This is a genomic window from Flavobacterium artemisiae, from assembly GCF_042678225.1.
Lineage (GTDB): Bacteria > Bacteroidota > Bacteroidia > Flavobacteriales > Flavobacteriaceae > Flavobacterium > Flavobacterium artemisiae.
The window spans coordinates 1-24,725 of record NZ_JBHUDZ010000018.1; the positions used below are offsets into that span (position 1 = coordinate 1).

Below are 24,725 nucleotides of genomic sequence, written 5' to 3' on the forward strand. Positions count from 1 at the left end.
AGGTGGTTATTGCGGCGGGGCTCACCTCTTCCCATTCCGAACAGAGAAGTTAAGCCCGCCTGCGCAGATGGTACTGCAGTTTTGTGGGAGAGTATGTCGTCGCCTTTCTTTTGAAAAACCCTGTTTTTTTTAACGGGGTTTTTTATTCTAATCTTCTTATTTTATGAGTTGATTTAAAGGTACCTTAGCTCAGATGGTAGAGCAATGGACTGAAAATCCATGTGTCCCTGGTTCGATCCCTGGAGGTACCACATAATGCTCGGATGGTGAAATTGGTAGACACGCTGGACTTAAAATCCAGTGAACAGCAATGTTCGTGCGGGTTCAAGTCCCGCTCTGAGTACTAAAAACTTCAATTGGCTTTTGCTGATTGAAGTTTTTTTTTGAAATAAACTCAAATTTATTATATAAAATTATATTTGTTGTAATCGTTTGTCAGAGTATTTTTATATTTTTACTGATCTATTTCTGTCACTATAAATTTAGATTATGCAAAATGTTTTTAAACGAGAAGATTGTGACGAATTTATCAATCGTATTAATCAGTTAAAAAATGACTCTCAACCACTTTGGGGTAAAATGTCTGTTGATCAAATGCTGGCTCATTGCAATGTGACGTATGAAATGGTGTTTGATAATATTCATCCAAAACCAAATGCTTTTATGAGATTTATTTTAAAAGTACTAGCTAAGAAAACGGTTGTTGGTGATACTCCTTACACAAGAAATATTAAAACAGCTCCGCAATTTATTATAAAAGGAGATAAAGATTTTGATATTGAGAAAAACAGGCTTGTTAATTATATCAACAAAACTCAGAATTTAGGAGAAAATGAATTTGAAGGGAAAGAATCTCTTCCTTTTGGACAATTGACATCTAAAGAATGGAATAATATGTTTGCTAAACATTTGGATCATCATTTAAACCAATTTGGTGTTTAATTAAAATATTTCAGGTATGAAGATATGTTTTATTTTATGTTTTTTATGCTTAGCATTAACAGTACGCGCACAAAAACAGGAAGTTCAAAAAACTATTGAATTATTTTTTGAAGGTTTTCATCAAAAAGATTCAATAAAAATAAAATCTGTTTGCTCTGATAAAATTATATTGCAATCAATCAGTGAAAATGCAGTTAAGGGAAACAAATTAAACAATGAGAATTCAGCAGAATTTTATAAATCAATAGCTTCGATTCCTTCAACTGTAAAATTTCAAGAAAAAATTTTGAATTACAATATCCAAATTGATGGATCAATGGCACGTGTTTGGGCACCGTACGAGTTTTATTTGAATGAAAAACTTAGTCATTCAGGTGTTAATACCTTTACTTTATTCAAAGAAAAAGATTCTTGGAAAATTATTTATTTGATTGATACAAGAAGAAAATAGTTAGTTAGAAAGAATTTCTGTTTTATAATAGAGACAAATATCTGTTAATAGACATTCTGGACATTTAGGCTTTGGTCTACAAGTTTCTCTACCTAGAAAAGAAATCGCCATTCCAATTTCTGACCAAATGCTTTTTGGAAGAACTTGCATTAAGTCTTTTTCCACTTTATTACCGTCTTTACTTTCTTTTATAATTCCGATTCTTGGAGCAACACGAATTACATGTAAATCAGCAATTATTCCTTCCGCAGGTTTATGTGTTTCTCTTAAAATAACATTTGCAGATTTTCTTCCTATACCTTTTAGAGCTGTTAATTCAGACATCTTCACTGGAATATTTTTATCGTGTTTAATTGTTTTTGCAATTTCGATAATCCATTTTGCCTTAGTGGCGTGATTACGTACTTTGCTTATATAAGGAATCAAATCTTCAAAGTCTATCTTTGAGAGGCTGTTTAAAGTTGGATATTTTTCAAATAATAATGGAGAAATGGCATTAATATTCGCATCAGAATCTTGCGCAGAAAGAATAACCATGATTAATAACTGATACGTATTTTGATAATCAAGTGGATGTTTCTTTCCTTTATATTTTTTTAAAATTGGTTTTAATTTAGTTTCCCAATCTAATGATTCTCCAAATAAATCCATTTTTGTGATGTTTTAATGTTTGATGGTTAGTGACTTATATAAAATTACGAATTTTCGATAAAGGCAAGAATTTTTTTAATCACATTATGATTTCCTAAAATTTTTCTATGCCCAAGTCCTTCCGTTAAAAAGAGACTTCCATTTTCTAAATTTTGATGAATATGTACTCCAGCTTTTACGGGAACTTCTGGATCATCATTATCATGAATCACTAAAACAGGAATTTTAATTTTTTGAGCAGCTCGATATGCTGAAAAATCATCCATTTTTACTTGGTGCTTTTTCTCAAAAAGGTCTTTTAAATGGTTTCCAATGTCTTTTTTTAATTTTAACTTCAATATAAATTCATCTAGAATATCCTGTACAATATCACCGCTTCCAATAATGACCGCTTTATTTACTTGTAAACCATCTTTTATCGCATTTAGAACAGACATGCCACCAAGGGAATGACCTATTGCTATTTCGAAAGGTCCAAATTGTTTTTCGAGTTCTAAGACTGAAGCTATAAACTCAGACATTATTGTTGTATTTCCCTCTGATTTTCCATGTGCTGGAGCATCAAAACTCACAGTTGAATAACCATTTTGCAAAAGCTCGTCAGCAATTTTAAATAATTGTGTTCCGCGTCCTGACCATCCGTGCACTAATAATATTTTGCGATCACTTTGACCGTATAAATAGGTAACTATGTTTTTATTTATTGCGGGAACATAAATCTGTTTTTGTATGCTTTTCGCATCCATTTCTAGTTCACGTTTAGGAACTTTATGTTTTATTGGAGTTGTAAATATTCTTGCAGCAAATTTTGTAACCAGCTTTGTTGAGAACAGCGCGCATATTTTCGCGGATATTATAATTATTGCTGGAATTTTTAATGATTTAGTAGGATTAATTGCCTTTTTTGCCATTTCGTTAAAATTTATTTTGAAGCTGCACTTTGCTTATTTTTTTGCTAAATTTAAAGAACATAAAAGTAGCATATAAATAATTGCTTCCTAAAAATAATCACAAATTAATTTCTTGATGGAAATATTTCATATTAGTGCAGAATGTTATCCTATGGCAAAGGTTGGCGGTTTGGCAGATGTTGTTGGAGCGCTACCAAAATATCAAAAATCTGCAGGACATGATGTTAGAGTTGTAGTTCCTTGTTATGATACCAAGTTTAGAAGCGAAAATGATTTTGAATGTGTTCATTGGGGAACGGTTAAACTCGGAAATTTTAATTTTCCTTTCAGCGTTTTAAAAGAAACTACCGATAAGCTTGGGTATGAATTATATCTAATAGAAATTAATGAATTATTCAACCGCCCGAATGTTTATGGATATGAAGATGATATCGAAAGATTTTTATCTTTTCAGATTGCGACATTAGACTGGATTATAGCAAGGAATGGAATTCCAAATATTATTAATTGCCATGACCATCATACGGCTGTAATTCCGTTTTTGTTTCAATTTGCTTATAAATATGAGACGTTAAAAGAGGTTAAAACGGTTTTAACAATTCATAACGGATTGTATCAGGGCTGGTTTGGTTTCGATAAATTATATTATTTGCCAGAATTTGATCTGAGACATATTGGTTTTTTAGAATGGAATAATTCTATTAATTCATTAGCAGTCGGCATTAAATGTGCCAATGCAGTAACAACTGTTTCTCCAAGTTATTTAAATGAAATTAACTATTCTGCAAATGGTTTGGAGGAATTGTTTAAATCTGTTCGAAATAAATCTATTGGAATTCTGAATGGAATTGATTTTGAAGTCTGGGATCCTTCTAAGGATGAAGGAATTGCATCTAATTATTCGATTGAAAATTTTCAAGTTGGAAAACAGAAAAATAAAGAAAAATTATGTGAACAATTTGAGTTAGATTCTTCAAAACCTCTTTTTAGTTTTATTGGAAGATTATTTGAAGAAAAAGGTGGTGATCTTCTTCCTCAAGCTTCGGCATTAGCTTTGTCAGAGAATTTCGAGGATATAAATATACTTATACTTGGTTCAGGAAATGCAGAGATTGAGAAGCAATTACAACAATTACGAGATGACTATAAAGGAAATTACAATGTTTTTATAGGTTATAATGAAGATTTGGCGCATTTAATTTATGCAGGATCAGATTTTATTTTAATGCCTTCTCGAGTAGAACCTTGCGGGCTGAACCAAATGTATGCCCTTAGATATGGAACCGTTCCGATAGTAAGAAGAACTGGCGGGTTAAGAGATACTGTTATTGACTTTGGAGACGACGGAAATGGAATTTGCCACGATCAGGCTTCGGTAGGTGATATTTGTTATTCGATTAATCGTGCAGTTGGTTTGTTTGCTGATAAAGAAAGTTTTAATAAAATAATTAAAAAAGGAATGACAACAGATCATTCCTGGGAAAAAGCATGTGAGGAATATATCAAAATATACAACTTAATAATTCAGCAAAATGAAATTTAAAAAGAAAAACGTTGTTGCCATTATTTTAGGAGGCGGGCAAGGATCCCGTTTGTTTCCATTGACAGAAACCAGATCAAAACCTGCAGTACCTATTGGAGGAAAATATAGACTGGTCGATATTCCGATTTCAAATTGTATTAATTCAGACATTTTCAAAATATTTGTCTTGACTCAATTTAATTCAGCATCATTAAATGCACATATTAAAAACACTTTTAATTTTAGCATTTTCAGCCAATCATTTGTTGATATTTTGGCCGCAGAGCAAACACCAGATAATCCGACATGGTTTCAGGGAACTGCAGATGCCGTTCGCCAGTGTATGTCTCATTTTCTTAAACATGACTTCGACCATGCATTAATACTATCCGGAGATCAATTGTATCAAATGGACTTTAATGAAATGCTTGAAGCACACATTGCCAGCAACGCGGAAATTTCTATCGCAACACTTCCTGTTAATGCAAAAGACGCTCCAGAATTTGGGATTTTAAAAACCAATCATGAGAACTGTATAGAAGCATTTATTGAAAAACCTGATGCTTCACTTTTGCCTGAATGGGAATCTGAAGTAAGCGAAGAAATGCATGCAAAAGGGAAAAAATATCTGGCCTCTATGGGAATTTATATTTTTAATAAATCGTTGCTTGAAGAGTTAATGGCAAACCCTGAGACTAAAGATTTTGGAAAAGAAATAATTCCGCATGCCGTTGGAAAACATAAAATACTAAGTTATCAATACGAAGGTTATTGGACTGATATCGGAAATATAGAATCATTTTTTGAAGCTAATATTGGGCTTACTGCTGATATTCCAGAATTTAATTTGTTCGATAACGATAATAAGATTTTTACAAGACCCAGATTATTGCCTCCGTCGAAATTCAGAAATTCAATTATCAACCAATCTTTAATTTCTGAAGGCTGTATTATTAATGCTAAAGAAATAAAAAGTTCTGTAATTGGTATTCGTTCCAGAGTTGGTGCGGGAACAATTTTAGAAAACTGTTATGTGATGGGTAACGATTTTTACCAAGATTTGGATGAATTAAACCATGAAAGCAGTATCAATAAAATTCATGTCGGAATTGGAGAAAACTGCTTTATTAAAAATGCTTTGATTGATAAAAATGTTAGAATAGGAAATAATGTCCATATTAATGGAGGAAAACATTTAGATAATTTTACCAATGAATTATATAGTATCAAAGACGGAATTGTTGTAATCAAAAAAGGTGTTGTACTTTCAGACAATTTCAGGATAGAATAACTTTTTAAAATTCCAATAGAAAAAAATAAATTCCAATATTGCTAAAATACAAATATGAATAAAGTTATTACCCATTCTCTTTTTACCGATTTTGATATTGATCTTTTTAAAGCCGGAAAACATTATAGATTATATGAAAAACTTGGTGCGCATTTAATTGAAGTTAATGGAGTAAAAGGCGTTTATTTTGCTGTTTGGGCGCCTACAGCGAGTTCGGTTTCGGTTGTGGGCGATTTTAATTATTGGGTTCAAGGTGAACATCAACTGCAGGTTCGCTGGGATTCTTCGGGTATTTGGGAAGGATTTATTCCTGATGTTTCGAAAGGTGCACTTTATAAATATAAAATTCAATCGAATATTAATGGAGTTACAACAGAAAAAGCAGATCCGTTTGCTTTATACTGCGAAAAACCTCCTCATACTGCTTCTGTAGTTTGGGATTTAGACTATAAGTGGAAAGATGAAAACTGGATGCAAAATCGTCATAATCATAATGATTTAGACAAACCTTATTCGGTTTACGAAGTGCATTTAGGATCTTGGAAACGTGCAGATCATAATCGTTTTTTAAGCTATTTAGAGCTTGCAGATGATTTGGTTGCTTACGTAAAAGAAACTGGTTTTACGCATGTTGAATTTATGCCCATTATGGAATATCCTTATGATCCTTCATGGGGATATCAGTTAACAGGCTATTTTGCGCCAACTTCCCGATTTGGTAAACCACAGGATCTTATGGTTTTAATCGATAAATTACATCAAGCTGGAATTGGTGTTATTTTGGATTGGGTGCCGTCTCATTTTCCAGAAGATGCTCACGGACTCGGATTCTTTGACGGATCAAATTTATACGAGCATCCCGATCGAAGAAAAGGATATCATCCGGATTGGAAAAGTTTAGTTTTTAACTATGGACGAAATGAAGTTCGTGCTTTTCTAATCAGTAATGCTCTTTTTTGGCTCCAGCATTATCATGTTGATGGTTTACGAGTAGATGCTGTTGCTTCGATGTTATATTTGGATTATTCTCGAAAGGAAGGAGAATGGGAAGCGAATATTTTTGGTGGAAATGAAAATCTCGAAACTATTAGCTTTCTTAAAGAATTTAACGAAGTAATATATTCTAATTATTCTGGTGTACAAACTATTGCTGAAGAGAGTACTTCTTTTTCTATGGTTTCGCGACCTACATCTTTTGGAGGTTTAGGTTTCGGAATGAAATGGATGATGGGCTGGATGCACGATACTTTACAATACTTTCAAAGAGAAACTGTTTACCGTAAATACCATCAAAACGAGTTGAGTTTTGCAATGACTTATGCATTCACTGAAAATTTTATGCTTCCGTTTTCACATGATGAAGTGGTGTACGGCAAAAAATCTTTAATTTACAAAATGCCGGGCGACGAATGGCAGCGTTTTGCCAATTTAAGACTGCTTTATGGTTATATGTTTACGCATCCAGGAACGAAATTATTGTTCATGGGGGCTGAATTTGGACAAACTAGTGAATGGAATTTTGAGCAAAGTTTAGACTGGCATTTATTGCAATATGATCTGCATTCTGGAATTAAAAAATTGATTACAGATTTGAATCAGTTTTATAAATCGCAGCCTGCCTTGTATGAAAAACAATTTTCAGGAGAAGGTTTTGAATGGATAAATTATTTAGATCATCAAAATGCGGTTTTGTCTTATATCCGAAAAGGTAATAATGAAAATGAAAATGTAATTGTAGTTTGTAATTTTACTCCAGTAGTTAGGGAAAATTATAGAATTGGAGTTCCTCATAAAGGAAAATTAAAAGAAATTTTTAATACAGACGCGACAATTTATGGAGGAAGCGGTATTCAAAATTCAGAAAATTTACACATAGATTCCATATCTTATGACGGAAGAGATTATTCAGTCGCATTAATTTTACCTCCGTTAAGTGTCGTTGCTTTTTCTTTCACTTAAAAATTAGAATCTTATTTTAAAGAATGCTATTTTGTTAATTTAAGGTTTTTAAATTATCGAATTGCTGTTTTTTGAATATCAAATTTAACAGACATACAGAAAAAACGTTTTCGTTAATAAACCTTTTATTCATAGAGGTTTATCTAGTTTTTTTGTATGTTTGAAAGAGTGAAAAAGTTCTATAATTAATTCAGAAGCGATATGATTACAAACACATCATTAGAATATAAAGGCGATTTATATCCATCCAAAATTGTCTCTTTTGAACACGAAGGCGATTCTATTTTTTTTAATACGGATAATAAAGTAATTCTAAAAGTTACTATTTTAAGAGACAGTTTAATTCGTTTTCGGTTTACTACAAAAGGGTATTTTAGCAATGACTTTTCATACGCAATCGATAAAACACAGCTTCACGGATATAATTTCTTAGAACTTACAGATGAAGAAACTTTTTTTCTAATTCGTACCAGCAAAGTAAAATGCAAAATACAGAAAGCAGATCTTCGTCTTTCAATTTATGACTTAAATGATTTTTTAATTCTTGAAGATGAACTAGGTTTTCATTGGGAAGAAAGTTATGAATATGGCGGAAACATTGTAAAAATGAGCAAATATTCTAAAGACGGTGAATGTTATTACGGTCTTGGGGATAAAGCTACTCAAATGAACCTGAAAGGGAAACGAGTAGAAAATTTTGCTACAGATCAATATGCTTATCAAAAAGATCAAGAGCCATTATATAAAGTAGTTCCGTTTTACATTGGTCTTCATAATAAACAATCTTACGGAATATTTTTTGACAACACTTTTAGAACCTTTTTTGATTTTTGTCAAGAAAGAAGAAATATTACAAGTTTTTGGGCAGAAGGAGGAGAAATGAATTATTATTTTGTTTACGGCCCTCAAATGCAAGACGTTGTAACCACTTATACTGATTTAACAGGAAAACCAGAATTACCGCCGCTTTGGGTTTTAGGCTATCATCAATGTAAATGGAGTTATTATCCAGAAAGTAAAGTCAAAGAGATTACTTCAAAATTTAGGGAATTACAAATTCCGTGCGACGCTATCTATTTGGATATCGATTATATGGACGGATTTCGATGTTTTACTTGGAACAAAAATTACTTTCCTGATCCAAAAAAGATGGTGGCAGAATTAGCCGAAGACGGTTTTAAAACAGTCGTAATTATCGATCCGGGAATTAAAATTGATAAAGATTATTGGGTTTATAAAGAAGCCTTAGAAAAAGATTATTTCTGTAAAAGAGCCGATGGTCCTTATATGAAAGGAAAAGTATGGCCTGGGGAATGTAACTTTCCAGATTATACAAATCCCGTTGTTAGAGAATGGTGGGCTGGTTTATTTAAAGAATTAATTTCAGATATAGGCGTAAAAGGTGTATGGAATGATATGAATGAACCTGCGGTTATGGAGGTTCCGAATAAAACTTTTCCGATGGATGTTCGTCACGTTTATGACGGAAATCCATGTTCTCATAGAAAAGCACATAATATTTATGGAACACAAATGGCGAGGGCGACTTATCATGGTGTAAAACGTTTTGTTTATCCGAAACGTCCATTCGTGATTACAAGATCGGCTTATTCTGGTGCACAACGTTATACTTCTTCTTGGACAGGAGATAATGTCGCAACTTGGGAACATTTGTGGCTTGCTAATATTCAAGTACAAAGAATGTCAATTTCAGGAATGGGATTTACAGGTTCTGATATTGGAGGTTTTGCCGAACAACCAACTGGAGAATTATACGCAAGATGGATTCAATTAGGTGTTTTTCATCCATTCTGCAGGACACATTCTTCTGGTGATCACGGAAATCAAGAACCTTGGGCTTTTGATGAAGAAGTGATTAATATTACGAGAAAATTTGTCAGTCTTCGTTATCAATTATTACCGTACTTATACACGATGTTCTGGCAGTATATCGAAGAAGGAATTCCGATGTTGAAACCTCTTGTTTATTATGATCAAGATGATACGCAAACGCATTACAGAAACGATGAATTTATCTTCGGAAATCAAATTTTGGTTTGTCCAATACTTGAACCTAATGCTGTAGGTAGACGTATGTATATACCAAGAGGTGAGTGGTATAACTATTGGACGAATGATTTTTTTGTTGGTGGAAGAGAAATCTGGGTTGATAGTAAATTTGACGAAATTCCGGTTTTTGTAAAAGCGGGTGCGATCATTCCAAAATATCCAGTACAGCAATATGTCGGCGAATTAGAATTTGACGAATTAACGCTTGATATTTACTTTAAAAATGGCAAAGAAAAGTCGGTTGTTTATGAAGATGCACAAGATGGTTACGATTATAAAAAAGGACGTTACAGCTTTTTATCGTTTAGAATTATCGGAAAAGAAAAAGAACTGATCATTCAGCTTCATAAAGAAGGAAAATACGATACTCCTTATTCAAAATATAAAATCAATTTAATTGGGCTTCCTTTTAAAGTAACCGAGATAGAAATTGATAACGAGAAAATAGAATTTGATAAAATAAGTTTTGAAGCAAATAAATTCTTAATAGTTGATAAAGAGTTTAATGAACTTCATTTAATAGCTGAATAGTCTAATTCTGATACTTTTTTGACAAATTGTGTAAGGGAATAATTCATAATAATTGTATTTTTGTTATATAAAAATAGCTTAAATTATGAAAAAATATTTGTTTTTAGGGATTTTCAGTAGTCTTGTTTTAGCCTGTGCAACGAATCCAATTACAGGAAAACAGAACTTGAATTTTGTTTCAAACAGTGAATTATTTCCAACCTCTTTTCAGCAATACAGTACTTTTTTGTCTGAAAATAAAGTTATTACTGGTACCGCAGATGCTAAAAGAGTAGAATCAGTAGGTTTTAGAATCAAAGCAGCGGCTGAAAAATATTTAACTTTTTTAGGTCAGTCTCAATATTTGAAAGATTACAGATGGGAATATAAATTAGTTGATAATAAAGAAGTAAACGCATGGTGTCTCCCAGGAGGTAAAATCGTTGTATATTCAGGAATTTTACCGATTACTCAAGATGAAGCAGGTTTAGCAACCGTTATGGGACACGAGGTTTCTCACGCCTTGGCAAATCACGGAGCACAAAGAATGAGCGCCGCACAATTGCAGCAAATTGGAGGAGCAGTTTTAGATGCAGCAACAAGCAGTAAATCGGCTCAAACGCAAGCGATTTTTTCTCAAGCATATGGAATGGGAACAGAAGTGGGAGTGATGCTGCCATTTAGCCGTAGTAATGAGACGGAAGCTGATAAAATTGGTTTAACTCTTATGGCTATTGCAGGTTATAATCCAGATGATGCAATTTCTTTCTGGAGCAGAATGGCTGCAAAATCTGGAGGATCTGGTACACCAGAATTCATGAGCACGCACCCGTCTGATGCGACAAGAATTGCTAATTTAAAATCTTTAATTCCAGAAGCAAGAGCGACGGCATTAAAAGTTGGAGTTATCAAATAAAACCACGATAAAAAAGATATAAAAGCTATTCGAATGAGAATAGCTTTTTTTATACTCTGTATTTAGATCTTGTTTAAGATTTTTTAATAAACGATTTAACAAAAAGTAATTTAATTATCCGAAAAATTAAATACATTCGTAGCTTCTTAACTAAAATAGAATATGAAAAACCTACAAAAAGGAGATAAAAAACTCCTTAATGCCTGGGCATTTTACGATTGGGCCAATTCAGTTTATACACTTACTATTGCTTCGGCAGTTTTCCCTATTTTTTATGAAGCATTATTTACTGACCGCGATCATTATATCGATGTTTTTGGTTTGCACCTTAAAAATTCTGCATTAATTAGTTTTATTACTGCTTTTGCTTTTATGGTTGTGTCTTTTATTTCTCCATTATTGTCTGGAATTGCCGATTATGTAGGAAATAAAAAGGCATTCATGAAATTTTTCTGTTACGTTGGAGCTTTGTCGTGCATGGGATTATATTGGTTCGATCTTAACAATATTTATGTTGGATTGTTTTTCTATTTTTTAGGATTGCTTGGATACTGGGGAAGTTTGGTTTTCTACAATTCTTATCTTCCTGATATTGCTTTTGAAGAGCAGCAAGATAGAATTAGTGCAAAAGGATATTCGTTAGGATATATTGGAAGCGTGATTTTATTGATTATAAATTTAGCAATGATCATGAAGCCAAAACTTTTTGGCATAACAGGAACAGATGGAGAAGCGGCAATGAAAGCCATGAGGTATTCTTTTGTAATGGTTGGAGTTTGGTGGATTCTTTTTAGTCAATATACTTATTATTATCTTCCAAAAGGAAGTAAAGAAACCGGACAGAAATTAACTAAAAATGTTGTTTTTAACGGATTTAAAGAACTAAAAAAAGTTTGGGCAAGTCTACAAAATATTGTGCCCTTAAAACGTTATTTAGGAGGTTTTTTTGTTTCAAGCATGGCGGTTCAAACTGTAATGTTAGTGGCAACTTATTTTGGAGCACAGGAAATTCAATGGTCTTCTAAAGAAGAAAGTACGATTGGACTTATTATATGTATTTTACTAATTCAATTAGTTGCTGTTGCGGGTGCGATTTTAACCTCTAGAGCATCTGCAAAATGGGGTAATATTCCAACGTTGATTGCTATAAACTTTATTTGGGTGGTTTTTTGTATCATCGTTTACTTCATAAGTTTGCCAATACATTTTTATGCAATGGCTGCGCTGGCAGGAATAGTTATGGGTGGAATACAAGCATTATCACGATCAACCTATTCAAAATTATTGCCTGATACAGAAGATACAGCATCATTTTTTAGTTTTTACGACGTTGCAGAAAAAATCGGAATTGTAATCGGAATGTGTGTTTATGGAATTATTGATCAAATTACTGGAAGTCCGCGTTCTGCGATTGTAATTTTAGGAATCTTCTTTGTTACAGCGATTTTCCTTTTACGAAGAGTACATAAAAAAGACGTTTCAAAGTAATGAAACGTCTTTAATGATAACAAAATCACGAATTGCAGCTAATTATTTGATTGATGATAGTTTTTTGTAATTCGTGATTTTTTATTTTCAATAATTAACTTTTTGAAATTGTTCCCGATCCAGAAACTTTTACATCTCTTTTTTCTGGATTTCCTGCATATTTAATATTTCCAGAACCAGATACTCTTGCTGTTAAGCTTTCGTTGCAGGTAACTTTGCTGTTTCCAGAACCTGAAACATTTGCGTCAACAATTTTTGATTTTAAATCAGAAGCATCAATATCTCCAGAACCTGCAAGTTTAGTAGAGAAAGTATCCGCTTTTCCTTTTAGATGAATATTTCCTGAACCGCTCACTTTTAAATCCAAATTTTTCGTATCAACTGGAAGTGTAAAATTTCCAGAACCAGCCAATTTTATTGTTAGATTATCCGTTTTTATGGCATCTTTTGATACAACGTCACCAGATCCAGCCAAACTTAATGCAGCGATTTTCTCAAAAGGAACTGTAATTTGAATCTTTTTACCGTTGCTTGGTCGAATGTTGGTAGATTTCTCCACATAAATTTTCAAAGAATTATCTTCAACTTCCACTTTTATAGCAGCTAATAAATTTTGTTCTCCCTTAAGAATAATTTTTCCTTCTTTTCCGGCAACTAAATCTACATCAAAAGAACCTGCAATTTTAATTCCTTCATAATCAGATGTAGTTCTGGTTTCTGTTACAACATTTCCATTTCCGTTTAATTTATTATTTTCTTGCGCATTAATAAAGCTATTGAAAGATAATACGCTTATAGCTAACAGTAAGATTGATTTTTTCATTGTTTTGATTTTTTGATTAATAAGATGATTTGATTTATTTTTTTGCTAAAGTGATATTTCCATAATTAGAAGTAATATTGACTTTGTTTTGGCCTTTTTTCTTGTAATAGCCGCTGATTCTTTTTGATGTATTTTTTGTTTCAGATACAGAAATATCAAGTGAATTATCATGTTTTATTCCGGCATATCGTGCTGAGATATCAAAGTCAAAAGCATAATTGGCATTATAACCTAGATATACATCTGTATAGCCAGAGTTAATACTTACGTTTCCTGCTTTATCAGACATATTGGCGACGCTTATTTTGCTATAATTGGTATCTACATTTATATTACTTGAAATATCTCCCACGGCAACCGTTATATAATTTCCTGATCCTGAAAGTGAATTTATTTTTTGATATTTAAAATTTCCGTAACTGCATTCATACTTAATATTACCACCTTCGTTAAGATTTAAATCGGTATAATTGGTGTCTAAATTCAAGTTACCAGATTCATTGATTTTCAGTCCAGAATAACGAGCGTGAACATTCCCACTTTTGATATAATCGATATTAGAGTTTTGGCAATAAGCGATTTCAATTTGATTATTAGGGCTGTTTAGTCTTCCTAAATTTATCTTTCCGTACTTGCAGCTAACATTAACAGGACCTTCAAGGTTTTGAGTTGTAATGTTTCCGTATTTATTAAAAAGCTTTGCACCTCCGTTTTTAGGAATTTTAATAATATAATTGATTTCGAAACTGTTATTGCTTCCTCTGCTTTTTAAAGAAGAACTTCCAATATTCGTAACTGCAGAAACCAATCCTTTTAAGGCATTGATATCTACATCAATACTATTTAATTTTTCGTTTACCCAATTTTCATTTGGTCCTGTCACTTTTATTGTGATATCAAGATCAATTTTATCTTCGTCCCAAGTAGAGACAGTGATATTACCGTAACGGTTGTCAATGTCAATTCCTGCGTTAGAATTTACGATATACGTTTTTTTAATATTTTTTTGTTTAGAAATATAACTATCATCATTTGCTAATCCTAAAAACGGAATTAGCATGAATAAAATAAGAAGATTATAATGTTTTTTCATCGTTGTTATTTTTAAAGTTTTCGTTTTCTTCAATTCGTTTCAAAACCGTTTGTAAAAAAGAAATACGGGTTTGAAGATTGCTGATCATTGCATAAATAATTTGTTTGTTTTCTCCGTTTTTTTGCAGTTCGTTGATGATTTTTTGATAATCGGCATCAAAGACTTTCATTTGTTTTAATGCATCATTAATGATCTGCTCATTTTCTGGAGAGCTTTTTTCTTTAAGCTTTACAAGTTCATTATCGATCAAAATATTGAAAATCGAATCGGTTCTTTTGGTTTCTTTAGAAGCAAATTTGAATTCTTTTGGTTTTTCGTTTTTGTAAAATATAGATACTCCAAGCATCAAGACAATTGACGCAGCAATGGCGGTTACAAACCAATATTTTTTCTTAGGCTGTTTTTTATTTAATTTTTGTAGAAAATCCATTTGATGATCAGGATTTAATTCCTGAATATCCCATCGATTTTCAAATTTTTCGAATAATTGCTCTAAATTGTCATTCTCCTTTTTCATATTTCCTCTAATTTTTTTCTTAAACTTTCTTTTGCTCGGCTTAATGTGGTTCGACAGTTGGCGTAGCTGATTTTTAAAATTTCGCAGATTTCTTCTTGGTCGTAACCTTCAATAAAAAAAAGCGTCAATACCATTCGATAATTATCTTTAAGGCCTAAAATGGTATCTAAAACCTGTTTTACTTTGAGTGAATTCAGATCAATTTTTTCAGAAAAAAAGCTGTCATCTTCCTCAATTTTATAAAGTGATTTGCTTAAATCTTCAACGTGAAATGAATTGTTTTTTTTGTAAAAATCAATACTGTAATTCACAATGATCTTCTTCAACCAAGCTCCAAATGCAACTTCTTGCTTATAATCGTTAATCTTTGTAAAAGCTTTCAAGAAACCTTCCTGCATGACGTCCTGCGCAAAATGTTCGTCTTTTACAATACGATAAGCAACGTTATACATCGCTTTACTATAACGATTGTATATTTCAAACTGCGCTTTTTGATTATTCTCTTTACAAAGCGCAATTAGTTCTTCGATATTTTGGTTGGTTATACTCAAGTAATTTTTGGTTTTTTTATTAAGGACTTGGTAAAATTTGATTTGTTACAGTTTTACAAAAAAAAATAAAAAATATTTTTTTTTAGCTTTTACGTAATGCCGTAAGGTATTATAGATTCGTTGCTATAATTTCACAAAAAATTTCAAATACCAATAACAAATTTAAAACTATGAAAAAATTAAAAAGCTTTGCGTTAATGACATTATTTGTGTCAACATCATTATTAACGTCATGTTCAAGTGATTCTGAAGACAACAGTGAAACTCCAGAAGCTTCACAAGGTGACTATTGGCCAGCTGCGGTTGGAAATCAATGGGTTTTAAACCAAAGCGGTACAGAAACTACCATGAAAATTATCGGTACAGAAAAAATTGGTGAAAGCACTTATTATAAATTCGATAAGTTTTTTGCAGCGCCAACTTCTGGTGTTGATATTGGAGGAACTGCTACAGCATCTTTGAAAAAAACTGGAGGTGATTATCTTATCAAATTAAGTGACATTAATATTAGTGCTAATGGTTTGTCAGGAAAAATCAGCGGGTATGAGTTTATATTCTTCAAAGATAATTTAGAAGTAAACAAAACTTGGACAGGAAACTACACACAAGAAACTACTTATTCAGGATTCCCAGCTATTAAAACATCAACAAAATACACTGGAACTATTACAGAAAAAGGAGCAACAGCTACTGTAAAAAGTGTTACTTATAAAGATGTTATTAAGTTTAAATTCAAACTAGAAACTTCTTTGCAAGGACAATCTGCAGGTACAACAGAAGCGGAGTACTGGCTTGCTAAAGGTGTAGGTATTATTAAGTTTTCATATACTGGAGTTTCTTCTGAATTAACTTCTTATAAATTAAACTAGACTAAAATAACCATTTTTTTGTTTTTAAAGCCGAAATTAGTTTCGGCTTTTTTTATGATTTTACTTTTCGAATTTAAATATTCATGTCAATCTGAAATTTCAAAGCTGACTATTTTTGGTTTTGGCATAATGATTGTCTATTTTTACGGCCTATCTTGTAAATACAATACTGAATAGAAAACATAGTATTTGAACAAATGTTTACAGATAGTTTCAAACTTTTAATGACAAAACGACTTATATACAATTATGTCAAATCATAAAATACTTACTATTGACAATCTGTCACTTCAAGAATTTGACTCTGAGGCAGAATTAATTCCATTATTGACTCCAGAAGACGAGGAGGAAATGAACAATGAAGAACTTCCTGTTTCGCTTCCAATTTTACCTTTACGTAATACTGTTTTATTTCCAGGAGTTGTAATTCCGATTTCAGCAGGAAGAGATAAATCCATTAAGCTTATCAATGATGCCAATGCTGGCGGAAAAATTATTGGAGTAGTTTCTCAAATTAATGAAGAAGATGAAGATCCGTCAAAAGATGATATTCATAAAATAGGAACAGTTGCAAGAATCCTTCGTGTATTAAAAATGCCTGACGGAAATGTAACGGTTATTCTTCAAGGAAAAAAACGTTTCGAAATTGACGAAGTTGTTTCTGAGGAGCCTTACATGACAGCAACTATAAAAGAAGTTTCTGAAGAACGTCCAGAAGAAAATGATACTGAGTTTACAGCGATTTTAGATTCTGTAAAAGAATTGGCTATTCAAATTATTAAGGAAAGTCCAAATATTCCTTCGGAAGCTACTTTTGCCATTAAAAACATTGAAAGTCAATCGTTTTTAATCAATTTTGTTTCTTCTAATATGAATTTATCGGTAAAAGAAAAACAAGGTCTTTTATCTATAAATGGTTTAAAAGAAAGAGCTTTAGAAACGTTACGTTATATGAATGTTGAACTTCAAAAATTAGAATTGAAGAACGATATTCAGTCAAAAGTACGTTTTGACTTAGATCAGCAGCAACGTGAATATTTCCTTCATCAGCAAATGAAAACCATTCAAGAAGAATTGGGAGGCGTTTCGCAGGAAGAAGAAATGGACGAAATGGGCTTGAAAGCCAAAACCAAAAAATGGGATGAAAAAACGCAGAAACACTTCGAAAAAGAATTGTCAAAAATGCGTCGTATGAATCCGCAATCGCCAGATTTTGGTATTCAAAGAAATTATCTTGAATTGTTTTTAGAATTACCTTGGGGTGAATATTCTAAAGATAAATTTGATTTAAAATTGGCTCAAAAAATATTAGACAAAGATCATTTCGGACTTGAAGAAGTGAAGAAAAGAATGATTGAGCATTTGGCAGTTTTAAAATTGCGAAATGACATGAAATCGCCAATTATATGTTTAACAGGGCCTCCAGGAGTTGGTAAAACTTCTATCGGTCGTTCTGTGGCAGAAGCTTTAGGACGTGAATATGTTCGTATTTCTTTAGGAGGTTTACGTGATGAAGCGGAAATCCGCGGACACAGAAAAACCTATATTGGAGCAATGCCAGGAAGAATCATTCAAAGTTTGAAAAAAGCAGGAACCTCAAATCCAGTATTTATTTTAGACGAAATTGATAAACTTTCTAGCAGCAACAGCGGTGACCCGTCTTCAGCTTTATTAGAGGTTTTAGATCCAGAGCAAAACAGTGCGTTTTATGATAATTTCCTAGAAATGGGTTACGATTTATCTAAAGTAATGTTTATTGCAACTTCAAACAATATGGGGGCAATTCAGCCTGCTCTTCGCGATAGAATGGAAGTGATCAAAATGTCAGGTTATACTATAGAAGAAAAGGTAGAAATCGCAAAAAGACATTTGTTTCCGAAGCAATTAGAAGCACATGGTTTAACAGCAAAAGATTTGACAATTGGTAAAAAGCAATTAGAGAAAATAGTAGAAGGTTATACACGCGAATCTGGTGTACGTAATTTAGAAACTAAAATTGCTCAAGTAATCAGAAATGCTGCAAAATCTGTAGCGATGGAAGAGGAGTATAACAAAAAAGTTACTGACGAAGATATTGTTGCTATTTTAGGCGTACCTAGATTAGAAAGAGATAAATACGAAAATAATGACATTGCTGGTGTAGTTACAGGTTTGGCTTGGACAAGTGTCGGCGGTGATATTTTGTTTATCGAATCATTAATTTCTGAAGGAAAAGGAGCTTTGACAATTACAGGAAATCTTGGAACTGTAATGAAAGAATCGGCAACAATTGCTTTAGAGTATATTAAAGCCAATGCTAAGAAATTAGGTTTAAGTACAGAAATTTTTCAAAAATATAATATTCATTTACATGTTCCAGAAGGTGCAACTCCAAAAGACGGACCAAGTGCTGGTATTGCAATGTTGACTTCTTTGGTTTCTCTTTTAACTCAAAAGAAAGTAAAGAAAAGTGTTGCAATGACAGGAGAAATTACTCTTCGTGGTAAAGTGTTGCCTGTTGGAGGTATTAAAGAGAAAATATTAGCAGCGAAAAGAGCAAATATTAAAGAAATCATTTTATGTCACGAAAACAAAAGTGATATTGATGAAATAAAACCAGAATATTTAGAAGGCTTAACTTTTTATTATGTAAAAGAAATGAGCGAAGTATTAACTCTGGCTTTAACAGATCAGCCGGTTAAGAATGCTAAGACTTTAGTAAGTAAGAAAGTCTAAGCTCTAAAATTCAAAATTTAAATCCCAAATTCCGGTTTAGTGTTGGAATTTGGGATTTTTTTATCCTTAAATTTTATTTTGAAATTGTTTTATTTAAGGTTGGAATCTGGATTTTATTTGCCGGAATTTAACTTTGAAGTTATTATATAATTCTTGAAAAGAGATAGTTATAAAAATTATTTTTTAAGTTATATAATTTTATATTTGTATTTGCGTTATTCCCATATTGGAACGCCTAAAAACGAATGCTAAAACAACTTGTTTTATTTTTTATTATCCTAATCTATTCGACTGCGTTTGGGCAAGTTGGAGGACGTTATACCTATCAATTTTTAAATTTAACTACTTCACCAAGACAGGCAGCTTTAGGTGGAGATGTAATTACAATTTATGACGAAGATGTTAACCAGGCTATGTCGAATCCAGCGCTTATAAATGCAGATATGGACAATCATTTAGCTATCAATTATGGGAATTATTACGGAGAAGCGTCTTACGGTACCGCTTCTTATGCATACACTTATGACAGGCATGTGCAGACATTTTATGCAGGAGTTAATTACGTGAATTATGGTTCATTTGAGGGTTATGACGAAAATGGTCAGGCTACATCTAACTTTACAGGAAGTGAAGGTGCATTATCTTTAGGATATGCTTACAATGTTCCTTATACAGATCTTTTTATTGGAGCTAATGCCAAGCTAATAACTTCTACTTTAGAAAGTTATAATTCTATTGGTGGTGCGGTAGATTTGGGTTTTCTGTATTTAATTGAAAAAAACAATGTAAATTTAGCCTTGGTGATTCGCAATATAGGTACTCAATTTACTAAATACTCTGGAATAAAAGAGAATTTACCATTTGAAATCGTTGCTGGTGTTTCACAAGAATTGGAGCACGTACCTATTCGCTGGCATCTTTCGTTAGAAAATCTACAGCAATGGAATATCTCTTTTTCAAACCCCGTTCGGGGAGAAACCAACATCGATGGATCAAAAAGTGATGAGAAAGTTTCATTTGTCAATAATGCACTAAGACACGTAGCTTTTGGTGTAGAACTTTTTCCGCAGAAAGCATTTAATTTTCGTTTAGGATATAATTTTAGAAGAGGAGAAGAATTAAGAGTTGAGGAACAACGTAATTTTTCGGGAGTCTCATTAGGTTTTGGTTTAAAAATGAATAAGTTAAAGTTTAGCTATTCGTATTCTAGATATACATTGGCAGCTAATACAAGTCTTTTTGGTCTAATTTTAAATTTTCAGTAATTACTATGAAGATATTCTCTTTGTTTTTATTTATGACTGTAGGGTTTTTTACGGGTTCAAAACTCTATTTCGAAGAAGAAAATGCCATTTCGGCAATAGAAATGGAAAGAATCAATACTAGGATTTTGGATATCAAAAACACAATCAACATTGATCATAAGTACAATTCTAAAATCGCTTTTTTGATTGATATGAAGGTTCCTTCTGGAAAAAATCGATTTTTTATTTATGATTTGGAGAAAAATGAGGTCATAGATCAAGGTCTTGTCGCTCATGGCTCAGGATCTGAGACCGGAATCAAAGGGATGCTTAAATTTAGTAATTTGCCAAATTCAAATTGTACAGCTTTAGGAAGATATTCTATCGGTAAAACGTATAAAGGAATATTTGGAAAAGCATATAAACTTGCAGGATTAGAAGAAAGTAATAATAATGCTGTAAAGAGAGCAATCGTATTGCATCATTACTCTGCAGTTCCGTATGAAGAACAAGATTATTACATCAGTAACAGCCATGGTTGTCCTATGGTAAACGAACAGTTCTTTAAAAGGATTGAAAAGATTATTGATAGTTCTAAATCGAACATTTTAATGGATATTTATTATTAAGGTTTAAATATAAAATTCTAAAATATGCTATTACTCTATATCGTAGTAATAGCATATTTTTTTGGTTGTAAAATCTATTTTCATTTTTGTCTCAATGCTTTGCAGTAAAGTCAAGTTCGTTATATTTGCAGGTGTTAAGACATTCTTTGTAATCGAAAATTTAGCTATAGAAACTAATTTGATTTACAATGTGTTAAGGCTTTAAAGTTAAAATTAAATCATATAAAATTGAAAAAAATCACCATTGCTATCGATGGCTTTTCATCGACAGGAAAAAGCACTTTAGCAAAACAGCTCGCAAAAGAATTAGAATATGTTTATGTTGACACAGGTGCTATGTATCGTGCCGTTGCTTATTTTGCAATGCAGCATAAATTTATCAGTGTAGATTTGTTTGATAAGAAAGCTTTAATCGAAGCCTTGCCAAATATTCAATTAGAGTTTAAATTTAATGCAGAATTAGGTTTTGCAGAAATGTATTTGAATGGTGAAAATGTTGAAAAGCCAATTAGAACAATTGAAGTTTCTAGTTTTGTAAGTAAAGTTGCTGAAGTTTCAGAAGTGCGTTCAAAATTAGTAGAACAACAGCAGGAAATGGGAACCAATAAAGCAATTGTAATGGACGGAAGAGATATTGGTACGGTAGTTTTTCCTAACGCAGAATTGAAAATCTTTATGACTGCAAGTGCAGAAACGCGTGCACAGCGTCGTTTTGACGAATTACAGCAAAAAGGAGACAATGTTACTTATGAAGAAGTTTTAAAAAATGTTGTAGAAAGAGATTATTTAGATACGCATCGTGAAGATTCGCCTCTTGTAATTGCAGAAGATGCGATAGAAATAGATAATTCTTACTTAAATAAAGAAGAACAATTTCAGGCGGTTTTAGAGTTGGTGCAGGATGTTGTTAAAACTGAGTAATTTTTTGTAGATAATATTTTTAATGTTAGTTTTACCACTTCATTTTTATTAAAAAGACAAAATCATTTTATGGGGATTAAAAACAGATTGATCTTAATGAGCTTTCTTCAATTTTTTGTTTGGGGAGCATGGCTTATCACAATAGGAAATTATTGGTTTGGCACCAAGAATTGGGAAGGAACTCAATTCGGACTTGTTTTTGGAACCATGGGAATTGCTTCTCTTTTTATGCCTACTCTTACTGGTATTATTGCTGATAGATGGGTTAATGCAGAAAAACTTTACGGTATACTTCATATTTTATATGCAGTTGTTTTATTTGCAATTGCACAAGTAACCACACCAGATAATTTTATATATGTAATGTTTCTTGCAATGTGTTGTTATATGCCTACAATTGCTTTAAGTAATTCGATTTCATATACTTCTCTAAAATTAAACAACAAGAATATTGTAAAAGATTTTCCTCCAATTCGAGTTTGGGGTACAATAGGTTTTATTGCTGCGATGTGGATTACGAATTTAAGTGGTAGTAAAGCGACTGAATATCAGTTTTATATTGCTGGAATTGGCGCTTTAGTTTTGGGGATTTACGCTTTTACGCTTCCTAAATGTGTGCCACAGAAATTAATTAAAGAAAATGCAACTTTTGCTGAATCAACAGGATTAGAATCTTTTAAATTATTTGGTACTTACAAAATGGCATTGTTTTTTGTTTTTTCTATGTTTTTAGGAGGAGCGCTTCAATTGACAAATGCTTATGGAGATGTATTTTTAGATGAATTCAAGCATTTTCCAAAATATGCTGATTCATTTGTAATAAAATATTCGACTATTATTATGTCGATTTCTCAGGTTTCTGAAACGTTATTTATTCTTGCAATTCCGTTTTTCTTGAGACGTTTCGGAATCAAACAAGTTATGCTGATTAGTATGCTGGCTTGGGTTTTACGTTTCGGATTATTTGCTTTTGGAGATCCTGTTGGAGGTTTATGGATGATTATTCTTTCTTGTATTGTTTACGGAATGGCATTTGATTTCTTTAATATTTCAGGCTCTTTATTTGTAGAAAGTAATACCGATTCTAAAATTCGTTCTTCGGCTCAAGGTTTATTTATGATGATGACCAATGGAGTAGGAGCAGTTTTAGGAAGTTTAACTTCTGGCTGGGCAATTGACCGTTTCTTTACAAAATCATTCGCCAATACAACTGAATTATCAGGATTTTTGCAAACGGATGCTACAAATTCAAAAATGCTTGAATTTGTAAAAGGACAAGGAAATTCAGTTTCTGTTGATGGAATTTTTACAAATCCAGTTTTAATGAAAGACTGGCATACGATATGGTTGTCTTTTGCAGCTTATGCTTTGGTTATCGCAATTGCCTTTGCTGTTTTATTTAAACATAAACATGATCCGAAAGAAATTGAGAATTTGAGTCATTAAAATATATACTCTTAAAAGCAAACCCGACAGTTTTTTTAACCTGTCGGGTTTGCTTTTTATTGATGTTTATGATTAATTTGTTGTGAAGTATATGAAACAAATTTTATTAATTTTTGCACTTTTTACTATTGGAATAATTCATGCTCATAAAGATAGAGTCGAAGTTCCAGAAAAAATAATCTTTACCTTAAAGAATAAAGAAATTGTTAGTTTTGAATTTACAGATTCAAAACTAAAAGATTTTTGTGATGATATTGTTAGCAGAAAAAAAGAAATCTCAGGAGTTCAATTGTTTTATAAAACGGGAGAAGTAGTAACGGTAGAATCTGATGGAAAAAACTGGAGTCTATTTAAAATAACTTTTAAGGGGAAAAATTTGTATGTTCCTCAGGAAAAATTAAAAAAGATTCCTGAAATTCACTTCTCAGCTTTATATTTATTTTGGTCTGGTGAAAGTAATGCTTTTAGTTCTCGTTATTTATGTTTGAGGTTTGATATTGGGACACAACGTTCGTTTGGAGTTTTTCCAAATTTGGAATTGCATTTTTCAAATAGTAAGTTTTCTAAATCTGAAGTTTGGACTCAAGCAAGTGAGAATTCTAGACATGGTAAAGCTTTTTAATTTTCTGGTTTATGAAGTTCAAGATAAGTTTTGATGAAAATAGTTATAATAAACAAATGGATTTGTTGTTTGATATAGCTTGGCAAAGAAAAAAGGATTATTATAAAAATTCTCAATATTTAGGTATTGTTTTAATTGTTGTTGGGATTCTTCTCATTCTTAAACGACCAAATATTTTTGGAATTGGATATATGTTTCTCTTTTTTGGCTTGTCTAATTTCATGCCTTTTGTATATTATTTTTTTAAAATAAAAAAAGAATACAAAAAATTGAATAATGCTAAAATAGAAGAAATAGAAATTTTAAAGCAGTATCAAGATGTTAGTTTGGAGCTTAATGAAGAAGCATTGATAATCACTGCTGAGGGTAGTTCAAAAAGAATAAATTGGGATGAGTTTATAACTTGGGTAGTAAAAGAAGATAATTTAATAATTATTACTAAAGATTATGTGCCTTATATTTTGGGAATCGATGAAGTGGGTTCGGGACATTTTGAAGATATAACTTCTTTTGTGAAAACAAAAGTTAATACTAAAGTACAGAGTAGTAAATCTTTGTAAAAGTTTAAGATTTTGATAAAAGAT

General features: G+C 32.0%; 22 protein-coding genes, 2 tRNA genes and 1 rRNA gene. 19 read left to right on the forward strand and 6 right to left on the reverse strand.

Features of this window, described 5'->3' with window-relative positions; translation table 11 throughout:
* From rrf to ACFSC2_RS19615, 5 genes are all read left to right on the forward strand, one after another.
* A 5S ribosomal RNA gene (gene rrf / locus ACFSC2_RS19595) occupies nucleotides 1-108 on the forward strand.
* Between the two features lie 70 nt (nucleotides 109-178).
* Nucleotides 179-251 (forward strand) — tRNA-Phe (locus ACFSC2_RS19600).
* 6 nt (nucleotides 252-257) lie between these two features.
* Nucleotides 258-343, forward strand: a tRNA-Leu gene (locus ACFSC2_RS19605).
* A 146-nt stretch (nucleotides 344-489) separates the two neighbouring features.
* Nucleotides 490-942 carry a DUF1569 domain-containing protein gene (locus tag ACFSC2_RS19610; RefSeq protein WP_379812699.1) on the forward strand — a complete coding sequence of 151 codons (453 nt, stop codon included), beginning with the start codon at nucleotides 490-492 and terminating at the stop codon, nucleotides 940-942.
* 16 nt (nucleotides 943-958) lie between these two features.
* Nucleotides 959-1,393, forward strand: a complete 435-nt coding sequence (locus ACFSC2_RS19615; RefSeq protein ID WP_379812700.1) for a nuclear transport factor 2 family protein — start codon at nucleotides 959-961, stop codon at nucleotides 1,391-1,393.
* On the opposite strand, the gene ACFSC2_RS19620 is transcribed toward ACFSC2_RS19615, so the two are convergent.
* A complete protein-coding gene (locus ACFSC2_RS19620; protein ID WP_379812701.1) occupies nucleotides 1,394-2,044 on the reverse strand; it encodes an endonuclease III domain-containing protein in 651 nt (216 codons plus the stop codon).
* A gap of 44 nt (nucleotides 2,045-2,088) precedes the next feature.
* A complete protein-coding gene (locus ACFSC2_RS19625) occupies nucleotides 2,089-2,955 on the reverse strand; it encodes an alpha/beta hydrolase (RefSeq protein ID WP_379812702.1) in 867 nt (288 codons plus the stop codon).
* A gap of 115 nt (nucleotides 2,956-3,070) precedes the next feature.
* On the opposite strand from ACFSC2_RS19625, the gene ACFSC2_RS19630 reads away from it, so the two are divergent.
* From ACFSC2_RS19630 to ACFSC2_RS19655, 6 genes are all read left to right on the forward strand, one after another.
* A complete protein-coding gene (locus ACFSC2_RS19630; protein WP_379812703.1) occupies nucleotides 3,071-4,498 on the forward strand; it encodes a glycogen synthase in 1,428 nt (475 codons plus the stop codon).
* Complete coding sequence (locus tag ACFSC2_RS19635) at nucleotides 4,488-5,768, forward strand: glucose-1-phosphate adenylyltransferase (RefSeq protein ID WP_379812704.1); 1,281 nt, start codon at nucleotides 4,488-4,490, stop codon at nucleotides 5,766-5,768. Before ACFSC2_RS19630 ends, ACFSC2_RS19635 begins: the two co-directional genes overlap by 11 nt.
* 54 nt (nucleotides 5,769-5,822) lie before the next feature.
* A complete protein-coding gene (gene glgB, locus ACFSC2_RS19640) occupies nucleotides 5,823-7,727 on the forward strand; it encodes a 1,4-alpha-glucan branching protein GlgB (RefSeq protein WP_379812705.1) in 1,905 nt (634 codons plus the stop codon).
* A gap of 201 nt (nucleotides 7,728-7,928) precedes the next feature.
* Nucleotides 7,929-10,328 carry a glycoside hydrolase family 31 protein gene (locus ACFSC2_RS19645; protein WP_379812706.1) on the forward strand — a complete coding sequence of 800 codons (2,400 nt, stop codon included), beginning with the start codon at nucleotides 7,929-7,931 and terminating at the stop codon, nucleotides 10,326-10,328.
* An 85-nt stretch (nucleotides 10,329-10,413) separates the two neighbouring features.
* Nucleotides 10,414-11,223, forward strand: coding sequence for a M48 family metallopeptidase (locus ACFSC2_RS19650; protein WP_379812707.1), 810 nt, complete (start codon nucleotides 10,414-10,416; stop codon nucleotides 11,221-11,223).
* 162 nt (nucleotides 11,224-11,385) lie between these two features.
* Complete coding sequence (locus ACFSC2_RS19655) at nucleotides 11,386-12,711, forward strand: MFS transporter (RefSeq protein WP_379812708.1); 1,326 nt, start codon at nucleotides 11,386-11,388, stop codon at nucleotides 12,709-12,711.
* A gap of 94 nt (nucleotides 12,712-12,805) precedes the next feature.
* Here ACFSC2_RS19655 and ACFSC2_RS19660 read toward each other — a convergent pair whose 3' ends face one another.
* The 4 genes from ACFSC2_RS19660 to ACFSC2_RS19675 are packed head-to-tail and all read right to left on the reverse strand — an operon-like array spanning nucleotide 12,806 to nucleotide 15,695.
* Nucleotides 12,806-13,534, reverse strand: a complete 729-nt coding sequence (locus tag ACFSC2_RS19660) for a head GIN domain-containing protein (RefSeq protein WP_379812709.1) — start codon at nucleotides 13,532-13,534, stop codon at nucleotides 12,806-12,808.
* 34 nt (nucleotides 13,535-13,568) lie between these two features.
* On the reverse strand, nucleotides 13,569-14,627 hold the full coding sequence (locus ACFSC2_RS19665; RefSeq protein ID WP_379812710.1) for a DUF4097 family beta strand repeat-containing protein: 1,059 nt from the start codon (nucleotides 14,625-14,627) through the stop codon (nucleotides 13,569-13,571).
* The gene (locus tag ACFSC2_RS19670; protein ID WP_379812711.1) at nucleotides 14,611-15,144 is read right to left on the reverse strand and encodes an anti-sigma factor; all 534 of its coding nucleotides are present in this window, start codon (nucleotides 15,142-15,144) and stop codon (nucleotides 14,611-14,613) included. Before ACFSC2_RS19670 ends, ACFSC2_RS19665 begins: the two co-directional genes overlap by 17 nt.
* The gene (locus tag ACFSC2_RS19675; RefSeq protein ID WP_379812712.1) at nucleotides 15,141-15,695 is read right to left on the reverse strand and encodes an RNA polymerase sigma factor; all 555 of its coding nucleotides are present in this window, start codon (nucleotides 15,693-15,695) and stop codon (nucleotides 15,141-15,143) included. Before ACFSC2_RS19675 ends, ACFSC2_RS19670 begins: the two co-directional genes overlap by 4 nt.
* 170 nt (nucleotides 15,696-15,865) lie before the next feature.
* Here ACFSC2_RS19675 and ACFSC2_RS19680 point away from each other — a divergent pair, with 170 nt between their 5' ends.
* The 8 genes from ACFSC2_RS19680 to ACFSC2_RS19715 all read left to right on the forward strand — a co-directional run bounded on the left by ACFSC2_RS19680 (nucleotide 15,866) and on the right by ACFSC2_RS19715 (nucleotide 24,701).
* On the forward strand, nucleotides 15,866-16,564 hold the full coding sequence (locus tag ACFSC2_RS19680) for a hypothetical protein (protein WP_379812713.1): 699 nt from the start codon (nucleotides 15,866-15,868) through the stop codon (nucleotides 16,562-16,564).
* Between the two features lie 249 nt (nucleotides 16,565-16,813).
* Nucleotides 16,814-19,279 (forward strand): endopeptidase La, encoded by a 2,466-nt coding sequence (lon, locus tag ACFSC2_RS19685; RefSeq protein ID WP_379812714.1) that lies wholly within the window; start codon nucleotides 16,814-16,816, stop codon nucleotides 19,277-19,279.
* Nucleotides 19,280-19,524: 245 nt separating this feature from the next.
* The gene (gene porQ / locus ACFSC2_RS19690) at nucleotides 19,525-20,544 is read left to right on the forward strand and encodes a type IX secretion system protein PorQ (RefSeq protein WP_379812715.1); all 1,020 of its coding nucleotides are present in this window, start codon (nucleotides 19,525-19,527) and stop codon (nucleotides 20,542-20,544) included.
* 5 nt (nucleotides 20,545-20,549) lie between these two features.
* Nucleotides 20,550-21,152: a murein L,D-transpeptidase catalytic domain-containing protein gene (locus tag ACFSC2_RS19695; protein WP_379812716.1), complete on the forward strand. Its 603-nt coding sequence runs from the start codon at nucleotides 20,550-20,552 to the stop codon at nucleotides 21,150-21,152.
* Nucleotides 21,153-21,380: 228 nt separating this feature from the next.
* Nucleotides 21,381-22,073 carry a (d)CMP kinase gene (cmk, locus tag ACFSC2_RS19700; RefSeq protein ID WP_379812717.1) on the forward strand — a complete coding sequence of 231 codons (693 nt, stop codon included), beginning with the start codon at nucleotides 21,381-21,383 and terminating at the stop codon, nucleotides 22,071-22,073.
* 69 nt (nucleotides 22,074-22,142) lie between these two features.
* Complete coding sequence (locus ACFSC2_RS19705; protein ID WP_379812718.1) at nucleotides 22,143-23,519, forward strand: nucleoside permease; 1,377 nt, start codon at nucleotides 22,143-22,145, stop codon at nucleotides 23,517-23,519.
* Between the two features lie 91 nt (nucleotides 23,520-23,610).
* Complete coding sequence (locus ACFSC2_RS19710; protein WP_379812719.1) at nucleotides 23,611-24,141, forward strand: hypothetical protein; 531 nt, start codon at nucleotides 23,611-23,613, stop codon at nucleotides 24,139-24,141.
* 11 nt (nucleotides 24,142-24,152) lie between these two features.
* Complete coding sequence (locus ACFSC2_RS19715) at nucleotides 24,153-24,701, forward strand: hypothetical protein (RefSeq protein WP_379812720.1); 549 nt, start codon at nucleotides 24,153-24,155, stop codon at nucleotides 24,699-24,701.
* The last annotated feature ends 24 nt before the right edge of the window (nucleotides 24,702-24,725 follow it).